General features: G+C 44.9%; 24 protein-coding genes and 2 pseudogenes. 14 read left to right on the top strand and 12 right to left on the bottom strand.

Annotation, left to right across the window (positions count from 1 at the left end; genetic code table 11):
- Positions 1 to 266: 266 nt before the first annotated feature.
- Complete coding sequence (locus DXD12_RS09750) at positions 267 to 467, bottom strand: helix-turn-helix domain-containing protein (RefSeq protein WP_006858003.1); 201 nt, start codon at positions 465 to 467, stop codon at positions 267 to 269.
- Positions 460 to 741 (bottom strand): sigma-70 family RNA polymerase sigma factor, encoded by a 282-nt coding sequence (locus DXD12_RS09745; RefSeq protein WP_330411767.1) that lies wholly within the window; start codon positions 739 to 741, stop codon positions 460 to 462. Before DXD12_RS09745 ends, DXD12_RS09750 begins: the two co-directional genes overlap by 8 nt.
- Before the next feature lie 565 nt (positions 742 to 1,306).
- Here DXD12_RS09745 and tet(W) point away from each other — a divergent pair.
- Both tet(W) and DXD12_RS09730 read left to right on the top strand, forming a co-directional pair.
- Positions 1,307 to 3,226, top strand: a complete 1,920-nt coding sequence (tet(W), locus tag DXD12_RS09735) for a tetracycline resistance ribosomal protection protein Tet(W) (RefSeq protein WP_002586627.1) — start codon at positions 1,307 to 1,309, stop codon at positions 3,224 to 3,226.
- Positions 3,227 to 3,276: 50 nt separating this feature from the next.
- A complete protein-coding gene (locus DXD12_RS09730) occupies positions 3,277 to 4,044 on the top strand; it encodes a class I SAM-dependent methyltransferase (RefSeq protein ID WP_002586626.1) in 768 nt (255 codons plus the stop codon).
- Here DXD12_RS09730 and DXD12_RS09725 read toward each other — a convergent pair.
- Positions 4,036 to 4,569: a transposase gene (locus tag DXD12_RS09725; RefSeq protein WP_330414029.1), complete on the bottom strand. Its 534-nt coding sequence runs from the start codon at positions 4,567 to 4,569 to the stop codon at positions 4,036 to 4,038. The two genes, DXD12_RS09730 and DXD12_RS09725, sit on opposite strands and share 9 nt — an antisense overlap.
- 387 nt (positions 4,570 to 4,956) lie before the next feature.
- Here DXD12_RS09725 and tet(40) point away from each other — a divergent pair, with 387 nt between their 5' ends.
- Positions 4,957 to 6,177, top strand: a complete 1,221-nt coding sequence (tet(40), locus tag DXD12_RS09720) for a tetracycline efflux MFS transporter Tet(40) (RefSeq protein ID WP_024407615.1) — start codon at positions 4,957 to 4,959, stop codon at positions 6,175 to 6,177.
- 154 nt (positions 6,178 to 6,331) lie between these two features.
- Here tet(40) and DXD12_RS09715 read toward each other — a convergent pair.
- The 8 genes and pseudogenes from DXD12_RS09715 to DXD12_RS09680 form a co-directional block, all read right to left on the bottom strand.
- A pseudogene (locus DXD12_RS09715) lies at positions 6,332 to 6,460 on the bottom strand (Maff2 family protein); the annotation flags it as partial.
- An 89-nt stretch (positions 6,461 to 6,549) separates the two neighbouring features.
- Positions 6,550 to 8,373 carry a VirD4-like conjugal transfer protein, CD1115 family gene (locus DXD12_RS09710; protein ID WP_117471347.1) on the bottom strand — a complete coding sequence of 608 codons (1,824 nt, stop codon included), beginning with the start codon at positions 8,371 to 8,373 and terminating at the stop codon, positions 6,550 to 6,552.
- Positions 8,370 to 8,840 (bottom strand): PcfB family protein, encoded by a 471-nt coding sequence (locus DXD12_RS09705; protein ID WP_118638254.1) that lies wholly within the window; start codon positions 8,838 to 8,840, stop codon positions 8,370 to 8,372. The genes DXD12_RS09710 and DXD12_RS09705 overlap by 4 nt, the downstream gene beginning before the upstream one ends.
- A 91-nt stretch (positions 8,841 to 8,931) precedes the next feature.
- Positions 8,932 to 9,981 carry a hypothetical protein gene (locus DXD12_RS09700; RefSeq protein WP_118638253.1) on the bottom strand — a complete coding sequence of 350 codons (1,050 nt, stop codon included), beginning with the start codon at positions 9,979 to 9,981 and terminating at the stop codon, positions 8,932 to 8,934.
- A 14-nt stretch (positions 9,982 to 9,995) separates the two neighbouring features.
- The gene (locus DXD12_RS09695; protein WP_117485894.1) at positions 9,996 to 10,709 is read right to left on the bottom strand and encodes an antirestriction protein ArdA; all 714 of its coding nucleotides are present in this window, start codon (positions 10,707 to 10,709) and stop codon (positions 9,996 to 9,998) included.
- A gap of 4 nt (positions 10,710 to 10,713) precedes the next feature.
- On the bottom strand, positions 10,714 to 11,799 hold the full coding sequence (locus tag DXD12_RS09690) for a DNA cytosine methyltransferase (RefSeq protein WP_118638252.1): 1,086 nt from the start codon (positions 11,797 to 11,799) through the stop codon (positions 10,714 to 10,716).
- On the bottom strand, positions 11,786 to 12,142 hold the full coding sequence (locus DXD12_RS09685; protein WP_003500157.1) for a hypothetical protein: 357 nt from the start codon (positions 12,140 to 12,142) through the stop codon (positions 11,786 to 11,788). Before DXD12_RS09685 ends, DXD12_RS09690 begins: the two co-directional genes overlap by 14 nt.
- A 309-nt stretch (positions 12,143 to 12,451) precedes the next feature.
- Complete coding sequence (locus DXD12_RS09680) at positions 12,452 to 13,831, bottom strand: ParB/RepB/Spo0J family partition protein (RefSeq protein WP_118638251.1); 1,380 nt, start codon at positions 13,829 to 13,831, stop codon at positions 12,452 to 12,454.
- 122 nt (positions 13,832 to 13,953) lie between these two features.
- Here DXD12_RS09680 and DXD12_RS09670 point away from each other — a divergent pair, with 122 nt between their 5' ends.
- The 11 genes and pseudogenes from DXD12_RS09670 to DXD12_RS09615 all read left to right on the top strand — a co-directional run.
- Positions 13,954 to 15,177: a radical SAM protein gene (locus DXD12_RS09670; RefSeq protein WP_182457060.1), complete on the top strand. Its 1,224-nt coding sequence runs from the start codon at positions 13,954 to 13,956 to the stop codon at positions 15,175 to 15,177.
- A gap of 17 nt (positions 15,178 to 15,194) precedes the next feature.
- The gene (locus DXD12_RS09665; RefSeq protein WP_118638249.1) at positions 15,195 to 16,052 is read left to right on the top strand and encodes a protein kinase; all 858 of its coding nucleotides are present in this window, start codon (positions 15,195 to 15,197) and stop codon (positions 16,050 to 16,052) included.
- A gap of 17 nt (positions 16,053 to 16,069) precedes the next feature.
- A complete protein-coding gene (locus DXD12_RS09660) occupies positions 16,070 to 17,128 on the top strand; it encodes a Gfo/Idh/MocA family oxidoreductase (RefSeq protein WP_118638248.1) in 1,059 nt (352 codons plus the stop codon).
- Positions 17,129 to 17,146: 18 nt separating this feature from the next.
- The gene (locus DXD12_RS09655) at positions 17,147 to 18,058 is read left to right on the top strand and encodes a radical SAM protein (protein WP_118638247.1); all 912 of its coding nucleotides are present in this window, start codon (positions 17,147 to 17,149) and stop codon (positions 18,056 to 18,058) included.
- A gap of 142 nt (positions 18,059 to 18,200) precedes the next feature.
- Positions 18,201 to 18,761 carry a hypothetical protein gene (locus DXD12_RS09650; protein ID WP_118638246.1) on the top strand — a complete coding sequence of 187 codons (561 nt, stop codon included), beginning with the start codon at positions 18,201 to 18,203 and terminating at the stop codon, positions 18,759 to 18,761.
- Positions 18,758 to 19,255: a hypothetical protein gene (locus DXD12_RS09645; protein WP_118638245.1), complete on the top strand. Its 498-nt coding sequence runs from the start codon at positions 18,758 to 18,760 to the stop codon at positions 19,253 to 19,255. The genes DXD12_RS09650 and DXD12_RS09645 overlap by 4 nt, the downstream gene beginning before the upstream one ends.
- 37 nt (positions 19,256 to 19,292) lie before the next feature.
- Positions 19,293 to 20,213: a hypothetical protein gene (locus DXD12_RS09640; protein ID WP_118638244.1), complete on the top strand. Its 921-nt coding sequence runs from the start codon at positions 19,293 to 19,295 to the stop codon at positions 20,211 to 20,213.
- Positions 20,182 to 20,430, top strand: a complete 249-nt coding sequence (locus DXD12_RS09635; RefSeq protein ID WP_118638243.1) for a hypothetical protein — start codon at positions 20,182 to 20,184, stop codon at positions 20,428 to 20,430. The genes DXD12_RS09640 and DXD12_RS09635 overlap by 32 nt, the downstream gene beginning before the upstream one ends.
- 17 nt (positions 20,431 to 20,447) lie before the next feature.
- The gene (locus tag DXD12_RS09630; RefSeq protein ID WP_118638242.1) at positions 20,448 to 20,852 is read left to right on the top strand and encodes a hypothetical protein; all 405 of its coding nucleotides are present in this window, start codon (positions 20,448 to 20,450) and stop codon (positions 20,850 to 20,852) included.
- Positions 20,853 to 20,859: 7 nt separating this feature from the next.
- Positions 20,860 to 21,549 (top strand): hypothetical protein, encoded by a 690-nt coding sequence (locus DXD12_RS09625; protein ID WP_118638241.1) that lies wholly within the window; start codon positions 20,860 to 20,862, stop codon positions 21,547 to 21,549.
- A gap of 335 nt (positions 21,550 to 21,884) precedes the next feature.
- Positions 21,885 to 22,214: pseudogene (locus tag DXD12_RS09615) on the top strand (terminase TerL endonuclease subunit); the annotation flags it as partial.
- Between the two features lies 1 nt (position 22,215).
- Here DXD12_RS09615 and DXD12_RS09610 read toward each other — a convergent pair.
- A complete protein-coding gene (locus tag DXD12_RS09610) occupies positions 22,216 to 22,737 on the bottom strand; it encodes a type III toxin-antitoxin system ToxN/AbiQ family toxin (RefSeq protein ID WP_118638240.1) in 522 nt (173 codons plus the stop codon).
- Between the last annotated feature and the right edge of the window lie 291 nt (positions 22,738 to 23,028).

Below are 23,028 nucleotides of genomic sequence, written 5' to 3'. Positions count from 1 at the left end.
TTACTCCCTACAACACCGCAAAAAGCAAAAATGACGGACTTTCCGGCAAGAACTTTTCCGGCGGCTCGGTCTTTCCCGACAATAAGGCGTTTCGGAAGCTGCGTTTTGCCCGCTGTCTAAAAAAAACGGCAGCCTTTTTTGGTTTCACTATCTAATACGGAACTTTTGGAAATTTGCCAAAAATGAGCGCAAAAAAAGCAGCAAATCTTTTTCGGATTTACTGCTTCATGTGCCGCTGCGGGGCGGCGGGATATTCAGTTTCTATGTTATCGGTCAAGCCGGAACTTGAACAGGCTTTCAATCAGCTTTGTTCTGATGTAGTCCTCCATATCAGAGTTGTAATAGCCGTTCATCTTAGAGAAGTAGCGGATATATCCAGCGTATCGGTCAAGGACGGCTTGTATCGCTATGGGGTCGCCCTCATGTGCCTTTATGATAGTGTCATAGGGGAGAAGTCGGTTACTCATGGGACAGCACCTCCATTTCCTCTTTCAGCCGCTTCAAGGCAAGCCGTATATGCCGCCCGATTGTGCTGCGTGTCCAGCCGCTTTGTTCTCCGATTTCTTTCTGCGTCAAGTGCTGAAAGTAGTACAAAAAGATTTCTTCCTGCGTCTGTTCCGGCAATCGGGCAAGAGCAGCCGCAAGAGAATGCTCATGTACGGTAAGGAAGCAAGCAACCGAAAACAAGAGATAGACCGCCAGCACTACACTATTCCGAACCAAAGACCAAAAGATAAGCATTGTGGGAAAATCTAAACTTTTGGATTTTCCTACAATGCCAACTACGGCGGAATCCCTCCCACTCCTTATATCTTTCTGTATACATTGAATTTGTATTTAGTAAAATGCAGACAACACCACGGATCGGCTTTTGGTTGGACAATTCCAACCAAACACCACAGCAGACAGCAGAAAACATTCTGAACGCTAGGAAGCCGGTATGATTGTTACATATAAGGGGAAGAAAAATTTCTTTTAGGTACTTGCTTTCCTAAAACTGATGTGATATAATAGCTTCATTCCAGAAAAGGAGTAAAAAATATGCGGCAAGGTATTCTTAAATAAAACTATAATCAAATAGTGGGAACAAAGAATTATGATAGCTCCTTTTGTGGGGGCTTGGTTTTTTGTACCCAATTTAAGAATACTTTTGCCTTATCAATTTTGACATATCCCCAAAAACAGCAATCACAAACAGGTGTATGCTGTATATGTGTATGTCCGCAACTTATAATCCCCAGTGGTAAAAGTATTTTACTGCTGGGGATTTTTATGCCCTTTGGGGCTGTAAAGGGAGGACAATCACATGAAAATAATCAATATTGGAATTCTTGCCCATGTAGACGCTGGAAAGACGACCTTGACGGAGAGCCTGCTATATGCCAGCGGAGCCATTTCAGAACCGGGGAGCGTCGAAAAAGGGACAACGAGGACGGACACCATGTTTTTGGAGCGGCAGCGTGGGATTACCATTCAAGCGGCAGTCACTTCCTTCCAGTGGCACAGATGTAAAGTTAACATTGTGGATACGCCCGGCCACATGGATTTTTTGGCGGAGGTGTACCGCTCTTTGGCTGTTTTAGATGGGGCCATCTTGGTGATCTCCGCTAAAGATGGCGTGCAGGCCCAGACCCGTATTCTGTTCCATGCCCTGCGGAAAATGAACATTCCCACCGTTATCTTTATCAACAAGATCGACCAGGCTGGCGTTGATTTGCAGAGCGTGGTTCAGTCTGTTCGGGATAAGCTCTCCGCCGATATTATCATCAAGCAGACGGTGTCGCTGTCCCCGGAAATAGTCCTGGAGGAAAATACCGACATAGAAGCATGGGATGCGGTCATCGAAAATAACGATGAATTATTGGAAAAGTATATCGCAGGAGAACCAATCAGCCGGGAAAAACTTGCGCGGGAGGAACAGCAGCGGGTTCAAGACGCCTCCCTGTTCCCAGTCTATCATGGCAGCGCCAAAAATGGCCTTGGCATTCAACCGTTGATGGATGCGGTGACAGGGCTGTTCCAACCGATTGGGGAACAGGGGGGCGCCGCCCTATGCGGCAGCGTTTTCAAGGTTGAGTACACCGATTGCGGCCAGCGGCGTGTCTATCTACGGTTATACAGCGGAACGCTGCGCCTGCGGGATACGGTGGCCCTGGCCGGGAGAGAAAAGCTGAAAATCACAGAGATGCGTATTCCATCCAAAGGGGAAATTGTTCGGACAGACACCGCTTATCAGGGTGAAATTGTTATCCTTCCCAGCGACAGCGTGAGGTTAAACGATGTATTAGGGGACCAAACCCGGCTCCCTCGTAAAAGGTGGCGCGAGGACCCCCTCCCCATGCTGCGGACGACGATTGCGCCGAAAACGGCAGCGCAAAGAGAACGGCTGCTGGACGCTCTTACGCAACTTGCGGATACTGACCCGCTTTTGCGTTGCGAAGTGGATTCCATCACCCATGAGATCATTCTTTCTTTTTTGGGCCGGGTGCAGTTGGAGGTTGTTTCCGCTTTGCTGTCGGAAAAATACAAGCTTGAAACAGTGGTAAAGGAACCCTCCGTCATTTATATGGAGCGGCCGCTCAAAGCAGCCAGCCACACCATCCATATCGAGGTGCCGCCCAACCCGTTTTGGGCATCCATAGGACTGTCTGTTACACCACTCTCGCTTGGCTCCGGTGTACAATACGAGAGCCGGGTTTCGCTGGGATACTTGAACCAGAGTTTTCAAAACGCTGTCAGGGATGGTATCCGTTACGGGCTGGAGCAGGGCTTGTTCGGCTGGAACGTAACGGACTGTAAGATTTGCTTTGAATACGGGCTTTATTACAGTCCGGTCAGCACGCCGGCGGACTTCCGCTCATTGGCCCCGATTGTATTGGAACAGGCATTGAAGGAATCGGGGACGCAGCTGCTGGAACCTTATCTCTCCTTCATCCTCTATGCGCCCCAGGAATACCTTTCCAGGGCTTATCATGATGCACCGAAATACTGTGCCACCATCGAAACGGCCCAGGTAAAAAAGGATGAAGTTGTCTTTACTGGCGAGATTCCCGCCCGCTGTATACAGGCATACCGTACTGATCTGGCCTTTTACACCAACGGGCGGAGCGTATGCCTTACAGAGCTGAAAGGATATCAGGCCGCTGTCGGTCAGCCGGTCATCCAGCCCCGCCGTCCAAACAGCCGCCTGGACAAGGTGCGCCATATGTTTCAGAAGGTAATGTAAAGATACATAATCGTCAAGACGGCAACAATCAGAAGTTATGGAGGGTAACAATGGAATATAGTAAGGAAGATTTAATGGAAGCAAAAAAGCAAATTTGGGGAGTGGGAGAGAACATGGGAACAGAGGAAAGTAAAAAAATCTGGGAGGAGAACGCACAATTTTGGGATAATGCAATGGGTGACGAATCTAATGAATTTCACAGAGAGGTAGTGCGTCCCAAAGTAACGGAACTTCTATCTCCTAATCCTGCGGATTACATTTTGGATATTGCGTGTGGCAATGGAAATTATTCTTCGTATCTTGCACAAAGAGGCGCTTCGGTTGTCGCTTTTGATTACAGCAAAAAAATGATAGAATTGGCTAAAAGACGGCAATCACAATATGCAAAACAAATTGAATTTTGTGTGGCGGATGCGACCGATAGAAAAAGTATATTAGAATTAAAAAGAAATCGAGCCTTTACGAAAGCAGTTTCTAATATGGCAATTATGGATATTACGGATATTGAACCACTTCTTATGGCTGTTTATGAACTGTTGCAGGAAAGCGGAATTTTTGTCTTTGCAACGCAACACCCTTGTTTTGTCACGTTGACTGAAAAATATATGACACCGCACAGTTACTATGATATAGCGATTGAAGGGCAACCGAAAGAGCAGATTTATTATCATCGTTCCATACAAGATATTTTTAACCTTTGTTTTAGAGCTGGATTTGTCATTGATGGATTTTATGAAGAATGTTTTAAAACCAACAAAGAAATTCCTATGGTAATGATAGTAAGGCTTAAGAAGGTAAAACGTGATAGCTTAAAATAAATTCAAGTTGAGTTCCGCATGAAGCTTCAATACGATGGCGGATTGCAGGTCCTTGAAATAATAGTAGTCACGCACGAGATTGCGCAGGTCAATGATTGCGTCATCCGGGACAATGGAAGCCTTAAGGGAGGCATCCAGGCCGACTTTAGCAGCTTTTTTTGAATCAAATTTATCATTATGCAGTTTCCTGACGTTCATATTTGTGCTATTCTTAGTAATGATAGGATTAATGACGGCGCAGTCAAAACCCTTATCACGAAGGAAGCACAGGAGTGGGATGTGGTAGATCCCGGTGGATTCAAGGAAGCAGCGGCTTTCAAGAGAATACATCTCCTGGGCTTCCTTTATTTTTGAGATGGCAAGCTCACGGGACTGCGGATCAGAATGAATGATCTTAAAAGGCTTACCGATGAGGATGCCATTGGGGAGCATGATAGACATCCAGGTGAAGTCTGCGCCGACATCAAACCCGACAGAGAGATAGGGGATGCTTTCAGGCATCTTGAGTACTTTTTGATAGTGCATAGTAATATCCTTTCCGGCAGGCATCCAATTCCAAAGGGTGGATACACAACCTAGCGGCTTATACAGGTATAGCCTGAGGCTTCCCAACCAGCCAAAACATAAATCACCACCGAAAGGATTGACAGACTTTCTAAGAGGTATCGCCAGCCAGAAGGCCGGCTCCCAAGGAGGAAACGTCAATGATCCTGCCTTCAGTGATTATACCTCTATATTTTGTCTGGTGCATTAAGGAAACCTCAGACACGGTAAATATGTCCTATAACTTCTGATGGAGGGGGAACTCCTCCTTCCGTTATATCTATATAGATTTATTAGATTGGACTTTGTAACTATTAACCAGTAGTCGTTCTTGACTACACCATTATTATACTAGGAGGATGTAACTTCATGTTTGCTAAAAATTCAAAGGCATATTCTGTCTACCTGCTGTTCCGATTTGTCTGTTCCCTGGCGGTTTCTATGTCCACAGTGCTTTCCATCGTGTACCACCTGGAGGTGGTGCAGCTGGATGCTTTCCAGCTTGTCCTGGTAGGGACGGTTCTGGAGACCTCCTGCTTTCTGTTCGAGATACCCACCGGTGTGGTGGCGGATTTGTATAGCCGTCGGCGCTCGGTGCTGATTGGAATGTTCCTCTACGGCCTGGGCTTTCTGATGGAGGGTGCGCTACCGTGGTTCGCGCCGGTTCTGCTGGCCCAGGTTGTCTGGGGTTGCGGTGATACCTTCATCACCGGCGCTCTGGAGGCGTGGATTGCCTCGGAGGAAGAGGACAAACCCATAGACAAGGTGTTCCTGCGGGGCAGTCAAATGGGGCAAATCGGCGGCGTTCTGGGCGTGGTGCTGGGCACACTGCTGGGAAACATAAACCTGCAAATGCCTGTCATCTTGGGGGGCAGTTTGTGCTTGTTGTTGGGGCTGGTGATGGTTCGCATCATGCCAGAAACCAACTTCTCCCCTGCTATTGAGGAACGGCAGGGCTTGCTTAAAGACTTTGTCTGCCTGTTCAAGCTCAACCTGGGCTTTGTGAAAGGCGCACCTGTGTTGCTGGCGCTCTTAGCAATCACACTATGCGGGGGACTTGCCAGTGAAGGCTTTGACCGGCTCTCCACCGCTCATTTTCTGGATGACACGGTAATACCCGTTATCGGGCCGCTGAACAGCGTCACTTGGTTCGGTGTTATCAGTCTTATCGGCAACGGCTTAGGTATTCTGGCTTCTCAGTTGCTCATCGCCCGCATGGAGAAAAAAGGGACTGTCAGCCGAACCAGTGTGGTCATGTCCACCAGCGCCGGGTATATCCTGTGCCTGGTTCTCTTCGCGGTGGGGCGGAGCTTTTGGTTCATGTTGTTGGTGTTCCTGCTGGCGGGGCTTATGCGCACCATCAAGGAGCCTGTGCTGGCCGCCTGGATGAACGACCATGTGGATGAGAAAATGCGCGCCACAGTCTTTTCCACCAGCGGACAGCTGGACTCTTTCGGGCAGATCATCGGCGGGCCTATTGTGGGGCTGGTAGCCCAGCAGGTGTCCATACCCTGGGGGCTGGTCTGTACCGCTTTCCTGCTGTTGCCCGCGCTGTTCTTAGTGCCGGTGGCGGGAAAGAAGCGGGATTGATATGGCATAGTTAAGTTTACTGACGAGCGGGAGATTACTTCCGCTCGTCTTCATTTAGTAGCGCAAAATTTGAGGACTCTTTATTTCCTTATTCGGTATAGCGGAGGCGGCTGTCAATTCGACATAATTTTCTTGTGATACTTTACCGTACATGAGCATTTGCCGCAGGGTTGTCCGACCCGTAACCTTCCAGAAGGTTGATGACGCCCCATACCGCCAGACCGGCGCCAAGAGCCATGACCAGAATTTTGAGAATGTCGATTGCCTGATTGAAAAATTCCATATACGTTCCTCCATTTTGTTTGTTTGATGATTTTGGGTACAAAAAAAGCCGCCCACATCGGCGGCGCTTCGGGTCAACATGGCCCGAAGTTACACAAACTCGTCGCTGTCCAGATCATCGAAATTCAACAGGTCAGCTTCTTCGTCCGTGTCGGAGCCGTCCACTTCGTACACCGTGTATTCGTCCTCCGGCTTTAGTCTCAATGGCCGGTGGCGGAACAGGCTTTCCAAGCGGAAGGCGTTTTTCTTTTTATCAAATTCGGCTGTGTACTTGTAATTCGGGTGCTTTTTCAAGTCATACTTCGGGGACAGGAAGGGCGGGAGCCCCCGAAGCTGCAAGATACATTTATCCCCGGGCATGGTGGTGATCTCGCTGGTGGTCATCAGCTCCCGGCCAAGCCGCTGCATATTCTGGCTGTAACTTTCAGACTGTCCACGGCTTCGGCCCTCGGTCTGCATAGAGATGGTGGCCTTGCCCAGCCAGTTTTCCGAAATATCCTTTAGGGTGGAAGCCTCCCGGCCTCCGAGGAATACGATACTGTCCATGTTGCCCATGATGGTTTCGGAATGGTCTTTGTACAATGCCTTGCACTGGCTCATTGCCTGATAAAAAAGCGTCAGGCTGATCTCACGGGAGCGGATAACGGCCACGATCTTTTCCAGCCCCGGCACCTGTCCGGTGTTGGCTGCCTCGTCCCACAGCACCCGCACATGGTAGGGCAGACGCCCGCCATAGGTGTTATCAGCCCGTTCACACAGAAGGTTGAACATCTGCGAAAAAGCGAGGGCAACCAAAAAGTTGTAGGTGGTGTCCGTGTCGCTGATAAGAAAGAACAGCGCTGATTTTTCATCCCCCAGCTTATCCAGCTCCAGTTCGTCATAAGACATGATCTCCCGAAGTTGAGGAATATCAAAGGGAGCCAGTCTTGCACCGCAGGAAATCAAAATGCTTTTGGCTGTCTTTCCGCTGGCGAGCTTGTATTTCTTATACTGCCTCACGGCGAAGTGCTGGGGGCTGCGGCGTTCCAGCCCGTCAAACATATAGTCCACCGCGTTTTTGAAGGTTTCGTCATCCTCCCGGACTTCCATGCTGCTTATCATTTCCACCAGCGTATTCATGTTGCGTTCTTCCTCCGGCCCCTCAAAGACGATGTAGGACACAAGGGCGCAGTACAAGAGGGTTTCTGCTTTTGTCCAGAACTCGTCGCCCTCCTTGCCGTCGCCTTTGGTGTTGGCAATCAGGGCGGTAACAAATTTCAAAACATCGCTTTCTGTCTTGATATAGGCCAGCGGATTGTAGTGCATGGATTTTGAAAAGTCGATACTGTTGAACACCCGCACCCTGTATTTCTCCCGTTGCAGAAACCGCCCGCACTGGTCGAGAGTGCCGCCCTTCGGGTCTACCACCACATACGAGGAATGGGCTTGAAGGAGCTGCGGGGTCAACCAGAACCTTGTCTTTCCCGAGCCGGACGATCCGATGACACAGGCGTTTAGGTTCCGGGCATTGGCGGGTATCTTCGGACGGGTGTTCATGGTAAGGAACTCCGTCCCGGTCAGAATGACATTGTTCTGAAATTTAGGGTCAACAAATGGCTTTATATCTTCTTTTGTTCCAAAGCGGGCGGTGCCGTACTCCGCATCCCGCCGGAATTTTTTCGCCTGCCTGATCTTTGACTGTATCAGCAGATACATCCCAGCCGCACCGGCAAGGCCCACCAGCAGGTCAATACCTCCCAGCCCCGGCCAGTAGGTTTCAAAGGCTTTGGGGAAGGTATCAAGCATCCCCATGAGCTTTGTCCCGAAGTCTGTGCCGGGGGCGATCCGGTAGGCCGTCCCGATTTTGGAGAAAAACCAGAACACAAAGAGGTACGGCAGGTTTGGGAGCACATATTTTCTGATCTTGTCACTCAACGTCCGTCCTTCACCGCCTCTCTGGTCCGCTGCTTTTCCTTTGCCTGCGTCCTGATCTGCTCCGTGAATTTCCGAAGCTGACCGAGGATGGAAGCCTTGTCCTGCTCTTTGTTCAGCACCTTTGCGCTGTACTTCTGGAAGGCCGCCGTGATAGCGTCCGCCTGATTGGCTTTGAAAAACAGCAGGTAATGACCGGGGCTCACTTTATGGAAAGCGTAGTCCACATGGAACTCCTTCGCGATCCGGTCAAAATCCTTTGGAGTTCCCACATAGGGCATGGCACTTTTGCCGCCATAGTGGTTCATCAGCTTTTTCACGCTCTGGCGTCCCTGCGGGGTCAGCGCCTTCTGGTGGTGCTTTTGCAGCGCCCGAACCACCTTGCCAAGAGCGGCAGCCAGCACTTTTCCTGTGAGCTTCGTTGTCCTGATCGAAAGGGCAACCGTTTTTTGGTTTACTTCTTCCTGCATAAAACCTCCTTTCCGTCGGGGTTCCCGCTATCCGGGAGGCCCCCGTACAATCTCGGGGAACAGAAAACCTCGGGCCAATGTGGCCCGAGGCTTACCGCTCGGCATCTCTGCCGGACGGAGCTTTCTTTTCCGGCTCCGTCTGGACTTTTTCGCCCTGTTCCCGCATGGTCTGCAAGATAGAGGGCTTCTTTTGAAGCCGGGAGGGCTTTTCGCCGGACAGCGGCTTGATACATTCCAGACGGTCAGCCGCCCGGATGGCGTTGTCTGTGAGCTGCCTCTGCCATGCGCCCACGCTGGGAGCCCAACGAAAGCCGCTGCTTTTCAGCTCGGCCCGGGTGTCCGCGTCAGGCTTTCCGTCAAAGAACACCTGCAAGCGGTTGTCCTCCCGGTTCATTTCCACACGACCCCCATCGAACTCCCAGCCGGAAAATTCCTGCTGTGCCTGTTTGGAAAGCTGTTCGATACGGGCCTTTACCCGGCGGATCTCCGCATTGTTGTTGGTTAGCTGGTAGCTTTCAAAGGGCCTCGGGTCGCTTCGCCAACTTGACGCCATGCTTGCTTTCAGCTTTTCAATCTGGTCCAGCGACAGCAGCGCACAGCCGTCCAGCTTGCCATGCTTGCGGTAATAGGCGTTGACCTCCTTCATAATGAGCTGGGAGCGTTCCAGCCCGTCCAGCTTCTTCTGGAGCTTTTCAATCGCTGCCGGGTCATCGGCGCTGATCCCGCCCATGCCGGTGCTGCGTATCTTATCCAGCAGCCCTTGAATATGCTGCCATTCCTCCATGTTGCTGTCCCGCGCCCGGTTCTGTTTTTCCTTCTTTCCCACCGGGAAATTGGCAGGTCCGGCGATCATCACAGAGGGAACCCTTGCGTCAATGGCAAAGCCCTGGTTCATGTTTTCGGCCAGCTTGCGGGCGTAGGTGTCTAACAGATGGTCGATCTTCTCATGGTACATGGGGTCCACCCGGGATTTCTGCTGTTCCGCTATGGCGGCGGCCTTGTCCACCATTGCCCGGTATTCCGCCGTTGCGCTCCCTTCCTTGTAGTCGGAAAAGCTGTTCATTTCTTTTGCCCGGCGGGCGGCCCCTTCATTGATAGGGTAATAGTTGATGGTATGCACCTCCTTCATGCTTCGGGCCATGCTGGCCCGAAGTCTTACCGTTCTTCATGGGAAGTCTCCGTCTTGTCCTTTTTCGGAGCGGGTGGGGCTTCTTGAAACCGTTTGAGTGTAGCGAGAATGGAGTGGACAGGCTCGGCCTTTTCAGGATAGGCAAATATCCGGTGTTCCGGCGGAATGTCCTGCGGCCCGTGGTAATACTCCTTGAAGCCCTCCGGGACTGCCGACACATACCCACCGGGAGCGAATACGCCGCCCTCGTTGATACGCACATCCCGCCCGTATGCCTCATAATCGAAGTAGTTCTGAATGTGCTCCGGTATGTCGATAGTCCCAAGCTCGTCGGCGTAAAGACGGCCCAGCCCTTCATCATCGGAAATATCCGGGTAAAAGCGGTAAAGGTCAAGGTTCTGCGTCAGGTTTATCAAATCCTTCACGCTCCTTGTGTGGTTTCCCAAGACAAGAGCGGCTTCAAAGGTTTCCAGTCCGCCCTTATCCCGTACTTCCAGCAGGGCGTGGCCCAGCTCGTTCAGCTCGTCGATGTTCTCACATTCGTAGAGATGATCGTAGAGCCCCAACACATCACTGTCAAAGCTGGTAAAGAACACTTCGCTGTACCGTTTCCCGTCTATCCCGATTTTGGCAAGGGCGGCCTGCAACTCCTGTGTCGTCATGGGGAAATGTACCGTTGTCCCTACCTCGATCCCCATTAAGGGGTATAGGGCTGTATTGGTTATATAGGCTTCAAACATGGGCTCATTCCTCCTTTCCGGCCCGGTCAGCCAGCACCTCATAGATCCCGGCCATAATGTAATCGGCGCAAGGGAGGGCAATCGCGTTTCCCAGTGCCTTGTAGCGTTGCAGAGGCCGGGTCTCCACGCCGTCCACCCCGTACTTTGTCCAGCCCTCTGGCAGCCCCATCAGCCGTTCGCTTTCCGTTTCCGTCAGAAAACGGATACAGCCGCCCTTCGGGTCGCCCTCATACCAGAAGGCAAAGGGCGTTACATCACTGGCTAAAAGAGTGGGAAAAGGGTCAGTTGGTAATCCGAAGCTGTTTCGGAAGGCCGTTTCTTCCTGCCTTTTTGCCGCTCCCCGCATACGGAAGCACTGAAAGGGGTGGATGACTGGTATCTGCCGCCCTGTTTCAAAAGAAGCTGTTCGATCTCCTTCGGCGGCGGCCCACCCGCCCTCTCCGCAAGGCGGAGGAAGTGGGAGCATTGGACGGGGCTTAAATAGTATGTCTGCGGCACGTCTGCCTCCAAAATCCGCCACGACGAAAATCCGCTGCCTTCGTGCCAGCCTTCGGGAGCCTGCCCAATACTGGGCGTCCATGAGTCGCCAGCACACATCAGGCGTTCCCCCTCGCACCATTCCGGCGTTTCCCCATCTTCCCGAAGGAGGCATTGGAACTTCGGTGTCCGAGAAGGCGGATAAGACGGCTCTAAAGTCCATCCGGTCATTTGTAGAAAACGCTCCCATGACGTTTTCCCAAACAGCGATAGCTGGATATAGGTTATCAGTAGCATCCCTCATTTCCTGTATGATACGAAACGCCTGATAGAACAGGCTTGATTTTGCCCCGGCAAGGCCGGAGCGGTTGCCGATCAGAGAAAGGTTCTGACAGGGGGAACCGAAGGTAATTACATGAACCGGCGGGATTTTCCCGCCGTCCACCTTCGTAATATCCCCCAAATGCACCATGTCGGGAAAGTGCCTTTTGGTTATAGAGATGGGCGCTTTTTCAATCTCACTGGCCCATACCGGACGGATACCGCACCGGGAAGCAGCCAGAGGGAACACGCCAATCCCGTCGAAAAGGCTTCCCAGCTTAATGTCCGGCATGGCCCGGGGTGCCGTGTCCCTTCACGGCAAGCACCCCTTCCAGTGTGGTCGCCGCAATGCCCAGCCGCCCGGCAACCGCAATATCATTTTTTACATCCTCGTCCACAGCGCTGCCGCAGACAATCAGGGTATGGGAGCGCCGCAGCATATCCCGGCGCATATCAATCCCAGCCTTGTGTTCCTCGGGAACGCTGTCATTCAAAAACAGCGGCAGATACAAGAGCGGGCAGATCGGGGAAAAGCCCGCCTCATAAGCAAGACGGCAGTAGTGGGCCGCCAGCTCCATATCAACATCCGGCTCGCCGCTCCATGCGGCGGTCAGGTATGCTAAAGGTCGTTTCATTGGTTGAGCCTCCATTTCTGTTTTGGTTTAGGGAAAAGCAAGGTATCGCCCAACCCCTCCGCCCCTTCCCCCGGGAAGGGGAACGGCTCTGGAGAATTTATATCCCCGTCGCTTGACCGGGAAAAAGCATAACCGGGAGAAATCCGTCAAGGGTGCCTCTGGCACCGCCTGCGGCGGCGCTGCCCTTGACTGATTTTCCCGGCTATGCTACGGAATAACTGGCGACGGGGAATAATTTATATTTCCAGAGCTTCGGGGCGCGGGGCAGAGCCCCGCAATCCTCGGGCCATGCTGACCCGAAGTTTGGGCTTACTTTTCCTGTTCGGTTTTCTTCTCCGGTTTTTCGTGTTCCTTCTGCTGGCCCTTCCAGTCGTCCAGCAGCTTGATGATCTGGTCCTTCATTTCCCTCGGCGTAGTTTCCTTGCCGAAATACTTGCTCAGTTCCGCACCTGTCAAAATCACTTTGTCTACCTCCTTTTTGTCCTCCATCATAATGCCGTCGATCACATCCCCGTTGAGTAGCTTCTTTTCGTCCAACTCACGCATACGCTTTGCCTGCGCCTGTGAAGGCGAGGACTGCTGGCTGTCAATGGCGACGGCGATATAGTTCTGGTTCTTCTTGCCGATATAGGAAAGCTCCACCGCCGTAGTAAAACCCAGCTTTTTTTCATCCATCAGCTTCATCAGGTCTGGAACCAGCTCATTGAGACGGATATACCGCTGCACCTGCTTGACCGCCATCTTATTGCGCTCGGCTACAATTTCGTTGGAGCGTTTTCCTGCGTCCTTCGGGTCAATCTGGCCCGAAGTGCGGGAGCCCTGGTGCTTGATGGCCTCAAGCTGCATTTTCAAGGCTTTGGCCCGCTCACTGGGGAGGATTTCTTCACGCTGGTTGAGATTGTCCTCGACCATCTGCGTGATGGCTTCATCGTCCGTCAGATTGCGAACAATACAGGGCATATCCGCATATCCGGCAAGCTCGCTGGCCTTCTGGCGGCGGTGGCCGGACACGATCTCATAGCCGCCATCCTCACGGGGACGGACGATAGCGGGCTGGGTCACGCCCTTGTCCTTGACGCTGGACACCATAGCCCGCATTTCTTCATCATCCCGAACCTCAAAGGGATGGTTCTTGAAGGCGTGAAGCTCGTTCAGCTTGATATAGACGATCTGTTCCTTGCCCCGGCGTGGTGCATCCTTCGGTTTTTCGGGTTCCTTCGGAGCGGGAGCGGCCTGTACCGTTGGCGCCGTTTTTTTCTCCGGTTCCTTTTTGACCGCATTTTCCGGTTTCTGTGCGGGAGCTTCGGGCTTCGGGGCTGCGGCCTTGCCCTTATCTGCTTTCGGGGGACGGCCCCGGCGCTTCGGCTGTTCCGGCTCTTTGGGTTTTTCCTCCGCTTTCTTCGGAGCCTCCGGCTGCTTTTCCGGTTTTTCCGTTTTTGCCGGGGCAGACTTTTCCCCGCTGGGAGCTGCCGCCCGTTCCTCGACCTTCTTTTCCTTCATAATTTCAGCGAAGTTATAGACGGAAACCTGCGGGTTCTTTACCTCCGGTTCCGTCTTTTTTTCCGGCTCCGGAGAAACGGAAACCTTCTCCGACTCTTTTGGGGGAGCGGGAGGCGTTTCCTTGCCCGGCCCGCTATCCGTTACCGGCTGTTCCGGCGTTTTTGTGGTTTTATCATCTGCCATAAGCATTTACCTCCTGTTTTTTGGCATGAAAAAAGAGGCTCAACTTTTCAGTCAAGCCCCCGTGGGAAGTTCCTCCTTTCTCCGCCATGATACAAAAATACCGCCCGTAGTCTCGTTTGGGCGGTACTTTGTGTAAGATTGGCAGTCCATTATTAAGTTTTTTATTATGTTCCCTTTGTACACCGTTGCAACTCATTGATAAAGACTTTTTTAAAGCAACGACGGATACAACCATTGATTTAGAAGCGGTGGAATATGAGCAGCTGTATTTAGCTGTTTCAGAAAGCTGTAACTTTAGGTGCAAATACTGCAGACAAAAAAAGACTTCAACGATTGAGAATATGTCAATCGTTGAAATCAAAAATGCTATCGATATTTTTTACAAAGTTGCAAAAACTCCGAAGAGTATAGTATTTTTTGGTGGTGAGCCATTATTAAATTTTGATGGAATTATATATGCCATTAACTATGTGAGATCTTTCGATGATAACATTCCGTTTTCTATGGTTATCAACGGTTCGCTTTGCACTAAAGAAATCGCAGATTTTTTATCATCTAACAAGGTTGAAGTAATTGTATCACTTGACGGTCCTGCTATATATCACAATTTGGCGAGATGCAATGCAAACGGAGAAGGAACATATGAAAAGGCGATTAGAGGATATAAGTTATTGAAGGAATCTGGATGTAAAACCGGTATTACTACTGTAATAGGTCCTCACAACGAAGAGTTTTTCGAAGAATTAATAGAGTGGGCCATTGAGTTAAAACCGAATAGTCTCGGATTTTGTTTGCCTCACGGAGATGAAGATAATTATGCTATGAAACTATCATCCTTTGATTTGGTTCATCAAAGGATGATGAATGCTTATGAGATATTGCATAAAAAGGGAATAAATCTTGTTCAAGTAGAACAAAAAATGAATGCATTTATATCTGGCAGAACTATTCCATACGAATGCAAAGCATGCGGAAAACGTATTGTCGCATGTAAAGGGAATCGTTTTGGGATTTGCGAGGGACCAATTACTATGCATGATAAGTTTTTTGATAGTGTAGACAAGCTTCCGACATGTATAAAAGAGTATAAAAAAACATCTCCTTTTTATATTAAAGATTGTCGTTCTTGTATAGCATATCGCATATGTGGAGGAAGCTGTGTGTTTGATAAGCTGACCAGATTTGGCAGAACAGATATTAAAGACGAATGTAGATGCGGATTAACTAGAATGATAGCGGAAAAGTCATTGGAGATTGTGCTGAACTCTATTTCCAATACAGAAAAATGTAGAGTGATTTCACAGGAAGAGAGAAATAATATCATAGATAAGTTGGAGAGGTCCCTTATTTAAAGGGGTGTTTGGGAATCATGAGCGAACTAGATTTATTTATAGATGAAATATGTCAGGAATATGGGTGCGATTCGCATTCGAGTGAAATAATAGGTAAAGGTTATACTAGTAGCATTTATAAAATTTCAGATAATTTGTGTATTAAAATAAAGGAAAAAGATACATGCCCGGCATTCTTAACATCGATAAAAAACTGTGAAAATCTTTGCATACCGATAAAGACATTTGTATCATCTACCGGTAGGTATATTGGATATGTTCAACGATATGTAAATTCAGTTTGTCTGCAAGATTATATTGTAAAAAGAAAACTTTTTGGAGAAAATGACGTTGCTCATATTATTTTTGATGTTTTAAAAGGTTTGGCGGTGTTGCATAGACATGGATATGTTCATCGAGATTTTTATCCTGGAAATATCATGATTCATTCTCGTAAAGATACTTATGCTGCGGTAATTATAGACTTTGATGAAACGCAGAAAATAAAAAACGATACTAGAGCCTGTTTTCGCTATAGCGGTTATCATGCACCAGAAATAGTGTTATATGATGATTGTTATGACGAAAAATCAGAAATATTTGCTGTAGGGGTAATGATGTGGGAACTGTTGTTTGGTAATTGTCCTTTTGGGGGGTATGGTTTTTTTGGAAGCGTTATTGCTAAGTCCTGGGATGATTATGAACGAAATAGCAATAGCTATCATCGAAAAGTTGAAGATGCACTTTTGAACTTAAAAAAATTTGTCAAAATCACAGATGAATTATCTAATGAGTGCTCAGATTTGCTACTGAAGCTATTGGCAGAGGATAAGAATGAACGGATTTCAGCATCGTTAGCGATGAAGCATGCTTTTTTTCGTGGGATTAAGATGTGAATTGGAGAGGGACAAACTTGAAAAATAAAGAATTAAGAATTTGCATGGTAGGAGCTGGATTTGTTGGAATGAAACATGCTGCTGTATATTCTGCATTGTATAATACCAAAATGCAGATTGCGTGTGATTCGAATATAACTAATGCAACTAAGATGGCGGAACGTTTTAGGTTTCAAAAGGTTGAAACTGATTGGAGAAAAGCTGTTTCGGACAATGACGTAGATATAGTGTGTATTTGTGTACCTAATCATATGCATTTCAACATAGCAAAAGAAGCATTGCTTGCTGGTAAATATGTTGTTTGTGAAAAACCATTGGGAATGAATAGCAAGGAATCGACAACTTTATCTTTGTTGGCGGAGGAAAAAGGAATAAAAACATCATGCTGTTACAATTTAATATATACTCCTGCTATCCAGTATATAAAGTCAATTGCTGAAAAAGGAGAGCTAGGTGAGTTAGTCTGTTTTCGAGGGGCATATGACAACGACAGACTCTCGAATCCGAATTCTGCGTATGAGTGGAGAATGAATAAAAAGATTTCTAAAGGAGGGGCGATTTGTGATTTAGGATTAAATATCATAGCAGTTTCTCAATATTTATTTGGTGATACAAAATGTGTTTCAGCAATGACTAGTGTTATCCATAAAAAAAGGGTGGATAACAATGGTAACGAGTGTGACGTGGAGAATGATGATATTGCACAGTTTATTTTCGAATATAAAAATAAAGGGATTGGATATATTTCTTGTAACAGAGTAGCACCAGGTAGTAAACAAGATATGAAATTTGAAGTACAGTTTACAGAGGGAGCAATTCGATACTCTTTGGAGAGAATGAATGAGGTGCATATTTTTAGAACCAAGAATTGCGGATATGAAACAGTCATATCTGACGATAATGGATGGTTTAATGTGGGATATGAAGACTTAAAGGAGATTGATGCGGAAAAATTCTTATTAGGTATCATCAACGGAGAAAGTGTTGAGGTTGATTTTAGTTTTGCAACTAAGATCGATAGGATTATCGAAGTGGTTTTGGAAGCGGCTGAAAAAAAGATGTGGATCGAAGTATGAAAATGGGGAGTGGAATATATGATTGATCAATTTGCAACACGGCTCCTAGTTATTTGCGTATTGACAGATGACTGTAATCAGACCTGCAAGTATTGTTCTGAAAATGCAGGTTTAGGAAATGCAAAAATGTTGCCTTATGAAATAGTTGATAACTTATTAAAAGATATTTATGAGGTAAGCAAAGAGGCAATTATTAGCTTTATTGGCGGAGAAGCCACTATCTGGCCAAGGTTCTATGACCTATTAGGTGAGGAAAGTTTCAAAAAATTTCAATATAAATCGTTATATACTAACGCAACTACATTATCCGATAATAATGTTCTTGATATTAAGGCTGCCGATTTTTATGAAGTCAGAGTTAGCGTGGATTCTGATAGAAAACAAGAACATGATGCATTTCGTGGTAAAGGGACATTTGATAAAGCTATTTCATATATAAATATGATGGCTCAAAACGATATTCCTATTACAGTTGGGACTGTTCTACAAAAATCCAATTTAAGCAGACTTGATTATTTAATAGATTTCCTAAAAAAGCTTGATGTTAAAATGATACATTTTTTTCCTTTGTACTTAAAAGGAAGAGGAAAAAGCCAGATGAAACTTGGAATCGATGAAACTGATCGATTGATTATAAAGAATAAACTGGAGAATGATTACAAAAATAATCATTGTTTTAGGACACCCCTTTGTAATAATGGAACAGCGTATTTTAAAGTGCTGAATACTGGGGAGTGTGTTGTTCAAAAAGGAAGAGAGAAATTATTATTAGGAAGTTTATATGAAAGCAGTTTTGCAGATTTATACAGAAAGGCAGTAGAAATGTTGAAGCCTAAGATTATATCATGTAAAAATTGTAAATATTATGACAATCCAATGCTTTGTGAAAATATGCATATATACTGCATGGATGACTTAAAACTGAATTAATCATTTGTTTGGTATCTGTATGTGATTATTTAAGTTATATAGGTAGAGCGTAAATAAAAATTATACACATAGTTTCTTGAAATACCTTATGTTGATTGCAAGCAGTATACGCAAAAACGAATATGTGCGATAGGTTTGATTTATGATTAATAGTTTAGGTAATAAAAGGAAATATCAAATAACTGTAGTGGGAATGGGTTACGTTGGATTGTCCGTTGCCGTTATATTGGCACAAAAACATGAAATTACAGCAGTTGATATGCTTCTTGAAAAGGTTGAAAAAATTAATAAAAGAATAGCACCAGTTAAAGACGATGAATTGCAATATTATTTTCAAAATGTTCCCTTAACTTTGACAGCAGTTCAGACCGGAAAGCATGCCTATAAGAACGCAGACTTTATTTTTATTGCCGTTCCAACAAATTACGACCAATCGTCAAACTCCTTTGATACAAGCATTATAGAAAGCGTGGTAGAGGAGGCTCTCGAAGAAAGGACAGGGGCATATATTGTAATTAAATCTACAGTACCTATCGGTTATACAGAAGCACTTCGAAAAAAATATAAATATTCTCGTATACGTTATTGTCCAGAATTTATACGTGAATCAAAAGCAGTGTATGATAATCTGTATCCGTCAAGAATTGTTGTTGGGGTAGATATGCGAGATTCATCATTGGTTTGTAGAGCTAGTATCTTATGATGTCAGAAGCAAAAGTACTTAAAAAACTAGATATTGCAGATTTTAGACATCTTACTAAAGATAAGGTGATTAAAATGGCATCCATGTTAGACAAGATGGATCCAGAAGTAGCAAAGAAGGCACTTGAGCAGTTCCCCGAATTTGCTAATACAACTAAGGAAATGTTAACAGAATATAAGGAATCATTGGATAAGGGATTGGAGTCTAATAATGAAAGTGTTAAAGCGGTTTATGACACGTATAATGCTGTTATTACTTCACTTCAAAAGGAGCTCGAAAATGAAAATTTAACATTTGAACAGAAAAAATACATTATCGAGCAGATGAAGGATGTTGCTGAAAAAGTTGATAAGAAGGATACCGAGAATAAAAGATTTATTGCAGGTATGGCTACTTTGGCCACTATTGTAGTTGGAGGAACTGTTGCTGTTTTGGCTTCTGTTCTTGGTGGCAATACTCAAATTGAGACAGATGATATCGATAAAATTGTTTAATACTAATTTCGTTTAAAAGGTATGGAGGGCTGTTAAGTTGGACTATTCTAGTTTCTTTTATTCAATTGCTGGATGTTCTGCAACTATTATAGCAATTATTGGCGGTTTTATTGCTTCAAAATTAATAAGTATCAGTGCTGATAGAGACAACATCTTAGATAAAATCAAAGAAATTAATGATGAGCTCAATATGAAAACTAAGCAGCACGACGATATAGTTGAAAAATTAGACGATGATGATGCGCTTGATTTTGTAAGAGATAATGTGTCTATGCTAGTGGATCATAGAAGTATAGATATAGTTTATAAACCAGAAGAAAAACCAAAGCTCGATTATTTTAAGATGGAAAGGTATTGGTTGAGAGCATTAAAAATTTGTAAAGAAATACTTGATTTGAATGAAGAACAAGTAAGTGAAGTGAATTCAGATAAAGTACCGGTGGTATTGGCAAAAAAGTATACAAATGAATTTGATTATGGGGTTTGTAAAAAAGTGCTATTTGAGATTGAAAAGAGGGCAAAAAAGCGAAGTGCAAATTCATTATTATTTTCTGCATCATTAATTGATGTTGGAGATATTGTTCCACAAACTGCGGGACTGTGGTATCATGAAAAAGCAGGAGAAGCCGAAAAACTGGAATTGAGGATTGAAGAATTAAAATTTGAAAAATCACAGTATGAAGAAAAAAAGAGGGAAATAAAAAAACCAAAAGGAATGAAATCTGGATTGATTATTTTTATCATTTTTTCAATTTTAGGAGTGTTTTTTCCTTTGGTGTGTGCGTTAATAGATTGTACATATAATTATAGTTGTTTATTTGTGCCAATTATATCACTTGGTTTATTTGTTATTTGCGTTTTAGTTACTTTTATTTATCTAGCAATGTTATTAAGCTGGAAAGACGTTGATAAGGAGGAAAATAATCATGAGAGCAGTGGTTCAGAAAGTGAATTATAAAAGAGGTTTTGTTGCGTACGAGACAGAAGATTATGATTATGGGTGGCTGGAAATATTAGATACAGTTGATTTGGAAATAGAGGATGAATTAGAAGGTCCTTTTACAGATTTGGGTGAAGCTATAATTTGTAAAAAAAGTACCGGGGAGTCTATTCATGTATTTATTGAGGACTATGGAATGTCTAAGAAAAAGGCATTTGAAATGATTATGAGGTAAAGAAAGGAACTGAGAAAATGAACAAGTTTTCGAATATAGAAGATATATCACAGTTGGAATCTCTTGGAAGTAAGGAAATACTTAGAAATGAGATAAATGCGTTAATATTTCCTTTGAACACAAATGCAAATACGTATGAAGAACTGCTTGAAGTAATTAATTGCCTTAAGAGAAATTGGGTTGGTTTTACTGATGAGTTTTTTGTTAATAAAAGTAAAAAATACGAATACATTTTAACAAAACTGGAAGGAAAGAAACGAAATGAATTACTAGGTATTACCGATCAGATGTATGAGAACAAAGAATCAGCACAAAAATGGTTTAAGAATATTGCAAAATATATTCACCCAGATACTGAAGGAATTGATAAGGATGCATTTATCGTACTCAAAAAATTGTATGATACAATGATAGAGGAATAGGTGTAAGATGGGTGAAAAGAATGAAATTATTAAGCATGAAGCCCAGAACCTTGATATCAAATTTCCTCATAATTCTAAATTAACTGAAAAGGAAAATTTGCTACCTCAAAAAGCAATTAATGAGACGGGAATTATTGACAGTAAAGGGAAAGCATATATAGGAAAAAAGAAAATAAAGGATATCCTAGTTACTGATAAGGCAGGAGCTAATAAGTTTTATAATAATTTGGATGATGAAGACAAATTTGAAAACGGGGATGAGAAATACGCTTCGGTAGCAGCTTGTCAAAAAGAGATTACCAATAAAATACAGCAGGATAGGCCACAGTTAGAACGTGAAAAATTGAAGCATTCAAGAGATTGTATGAATACATTTATTGAATCACCGGAACTTGAAAAAGAAAGAAGTATTAATTCTGATAGAATACAGAAAGAACTTCCTACTCTCACGAAGAAAAAAATTAAGGCTGAGAATATTACGTGTGATCAATTAACCGGAGAAGAATTTGAAGACGACGCAGAAGGACATCATATGACACGAAAGAAGGATGATCCTAGTAAAGCCTTGGATCCTAGTAACATAATAGTTGTGAAGAGTAAAACCCATGACGCTATCCATAAGGCTGAGGCAAATTCGCCAGAGACCTTAAAAGAACTTGCAAAGGAGAAAGGCTGGAACGAAGAAAACATTAAGTAGTTGTTTTGTCCGCCGGAATGGTGCAACTTTTTGTAATTCACACTTAGGGGTGTAAAAAATTAGAAAAACTCTGTAACGTTCGCGAATGTTAATGCAAACTAAAGTTTCAATGCATGTGGAGACGGTAGCGTTATTAACTAAAAAAAGTATCACCGATAAAGGTAAGAGAGACTTCTAGGTTGAGATGGAAGTTCCTATTAGTCCTGATATGCACAAGGAGTATAAGGAACAGAAACCAACTTATGAGAATATCAAAAAGTATATCATGGAGAAGCATGGGGTGAAGGTTCATACTGCTTATATAGCAGAAGTAAAACGGGATTGTGAATTGGATATCCGATGAGGATGATTGGACGAGCGAAGCTACATGGTATAAAGCCAATCCTTCCCTTGGAGAAACTATCGATATTGAAAAGGTTCGAAGTGCCTATATCAGTGCAAGGGAAAATGTTGCAGAAGAGAATATCTTCCGGCCGCTTCGATTAAACCAATGGGTAAAACAACAGTCCACACGTTGGATGCAGATGGATAAATGGGATGCGTGTGCATTTCTCGTAAACGAGGAGGAACTTATCGGAAGAACCTACTATGGCGGTTTAGACCTTTCAAGTACATCAGATATCACGGCATTTGTACTTGTGTTTCCACCGAGAAATGATGAAGAGTTTATGTATCGGAATAAGAACTGCATTTTTCCTCCAACATTTTGAAGTCACAGCATCTTGCAGCAAGGGAAGAATCGGGCTTGGCAATGCATTTCTGATATAATTTCATGGCTTTATTTTGCAGAGTGTCCTGAACATTGTCGATTAAAGCTTTTTCTTTCTGGAGAAGGTAGACATAGTCTGTTTTTTCTTTTTCGTTACTGAAAGAACGGAAGCTTTCTACCTGATTATATTTTAACTGTGTAAGACAGTTATCAGGAACCGGAATCATATTATTGATATTTAATACAGCATAAAGATATCCGGTGGATTCATCCTGGAGTTTATGGAAATCCAGACTGTTGGACATCTTCTGATGTTTTGGTTTTGCAGAGGAAATAGGGACATAGTAGTGGAAATCTCCGATAGTAAGAAGAATTCCCACATGGAGTTTCAAACGTTCCCCATATTCCACATATCCGACACGGGAATCAAACTGTGTCAGGTAATTGATGTATTTTTTATCGACAACGTACCAATCCATAAAGCCTCCTGAAAAGTAAAAAAGTGGGTGGATTACTCCACCCACTGCTGTTAACCGATTGTTTTAATTGGACAATCTAACCGCTTTTAAACGAGCATTTTAACTGGACGCTCTAACCGCTGCACAGATATTTCTATCTGTGTTTTTATTATATGCAATTTACAGCAAAAAATCAATGCCTGTAATTGCTAAATTTTTATGAACTTTTTTCGATTTCTACAGGATTGATTTTATCACAGACAGGTACAAAAAGAAAGAGAGGGATCACTGATAAATCCACAGAAGTTCAGA

This window comes from Clostridium sp. TF11-13AC (assembly GCF_003481065.1).
Lineage (GTDB): Bacteria > Bacillota > Clostridia > Lachnospirales > Lachnospiraceae > Otoolea > Otoolea fessa.
Note: the sequence above shows the minus strand (reverse complement) of the source record. Positions and strands in the feature narration are given on the sequence as shown.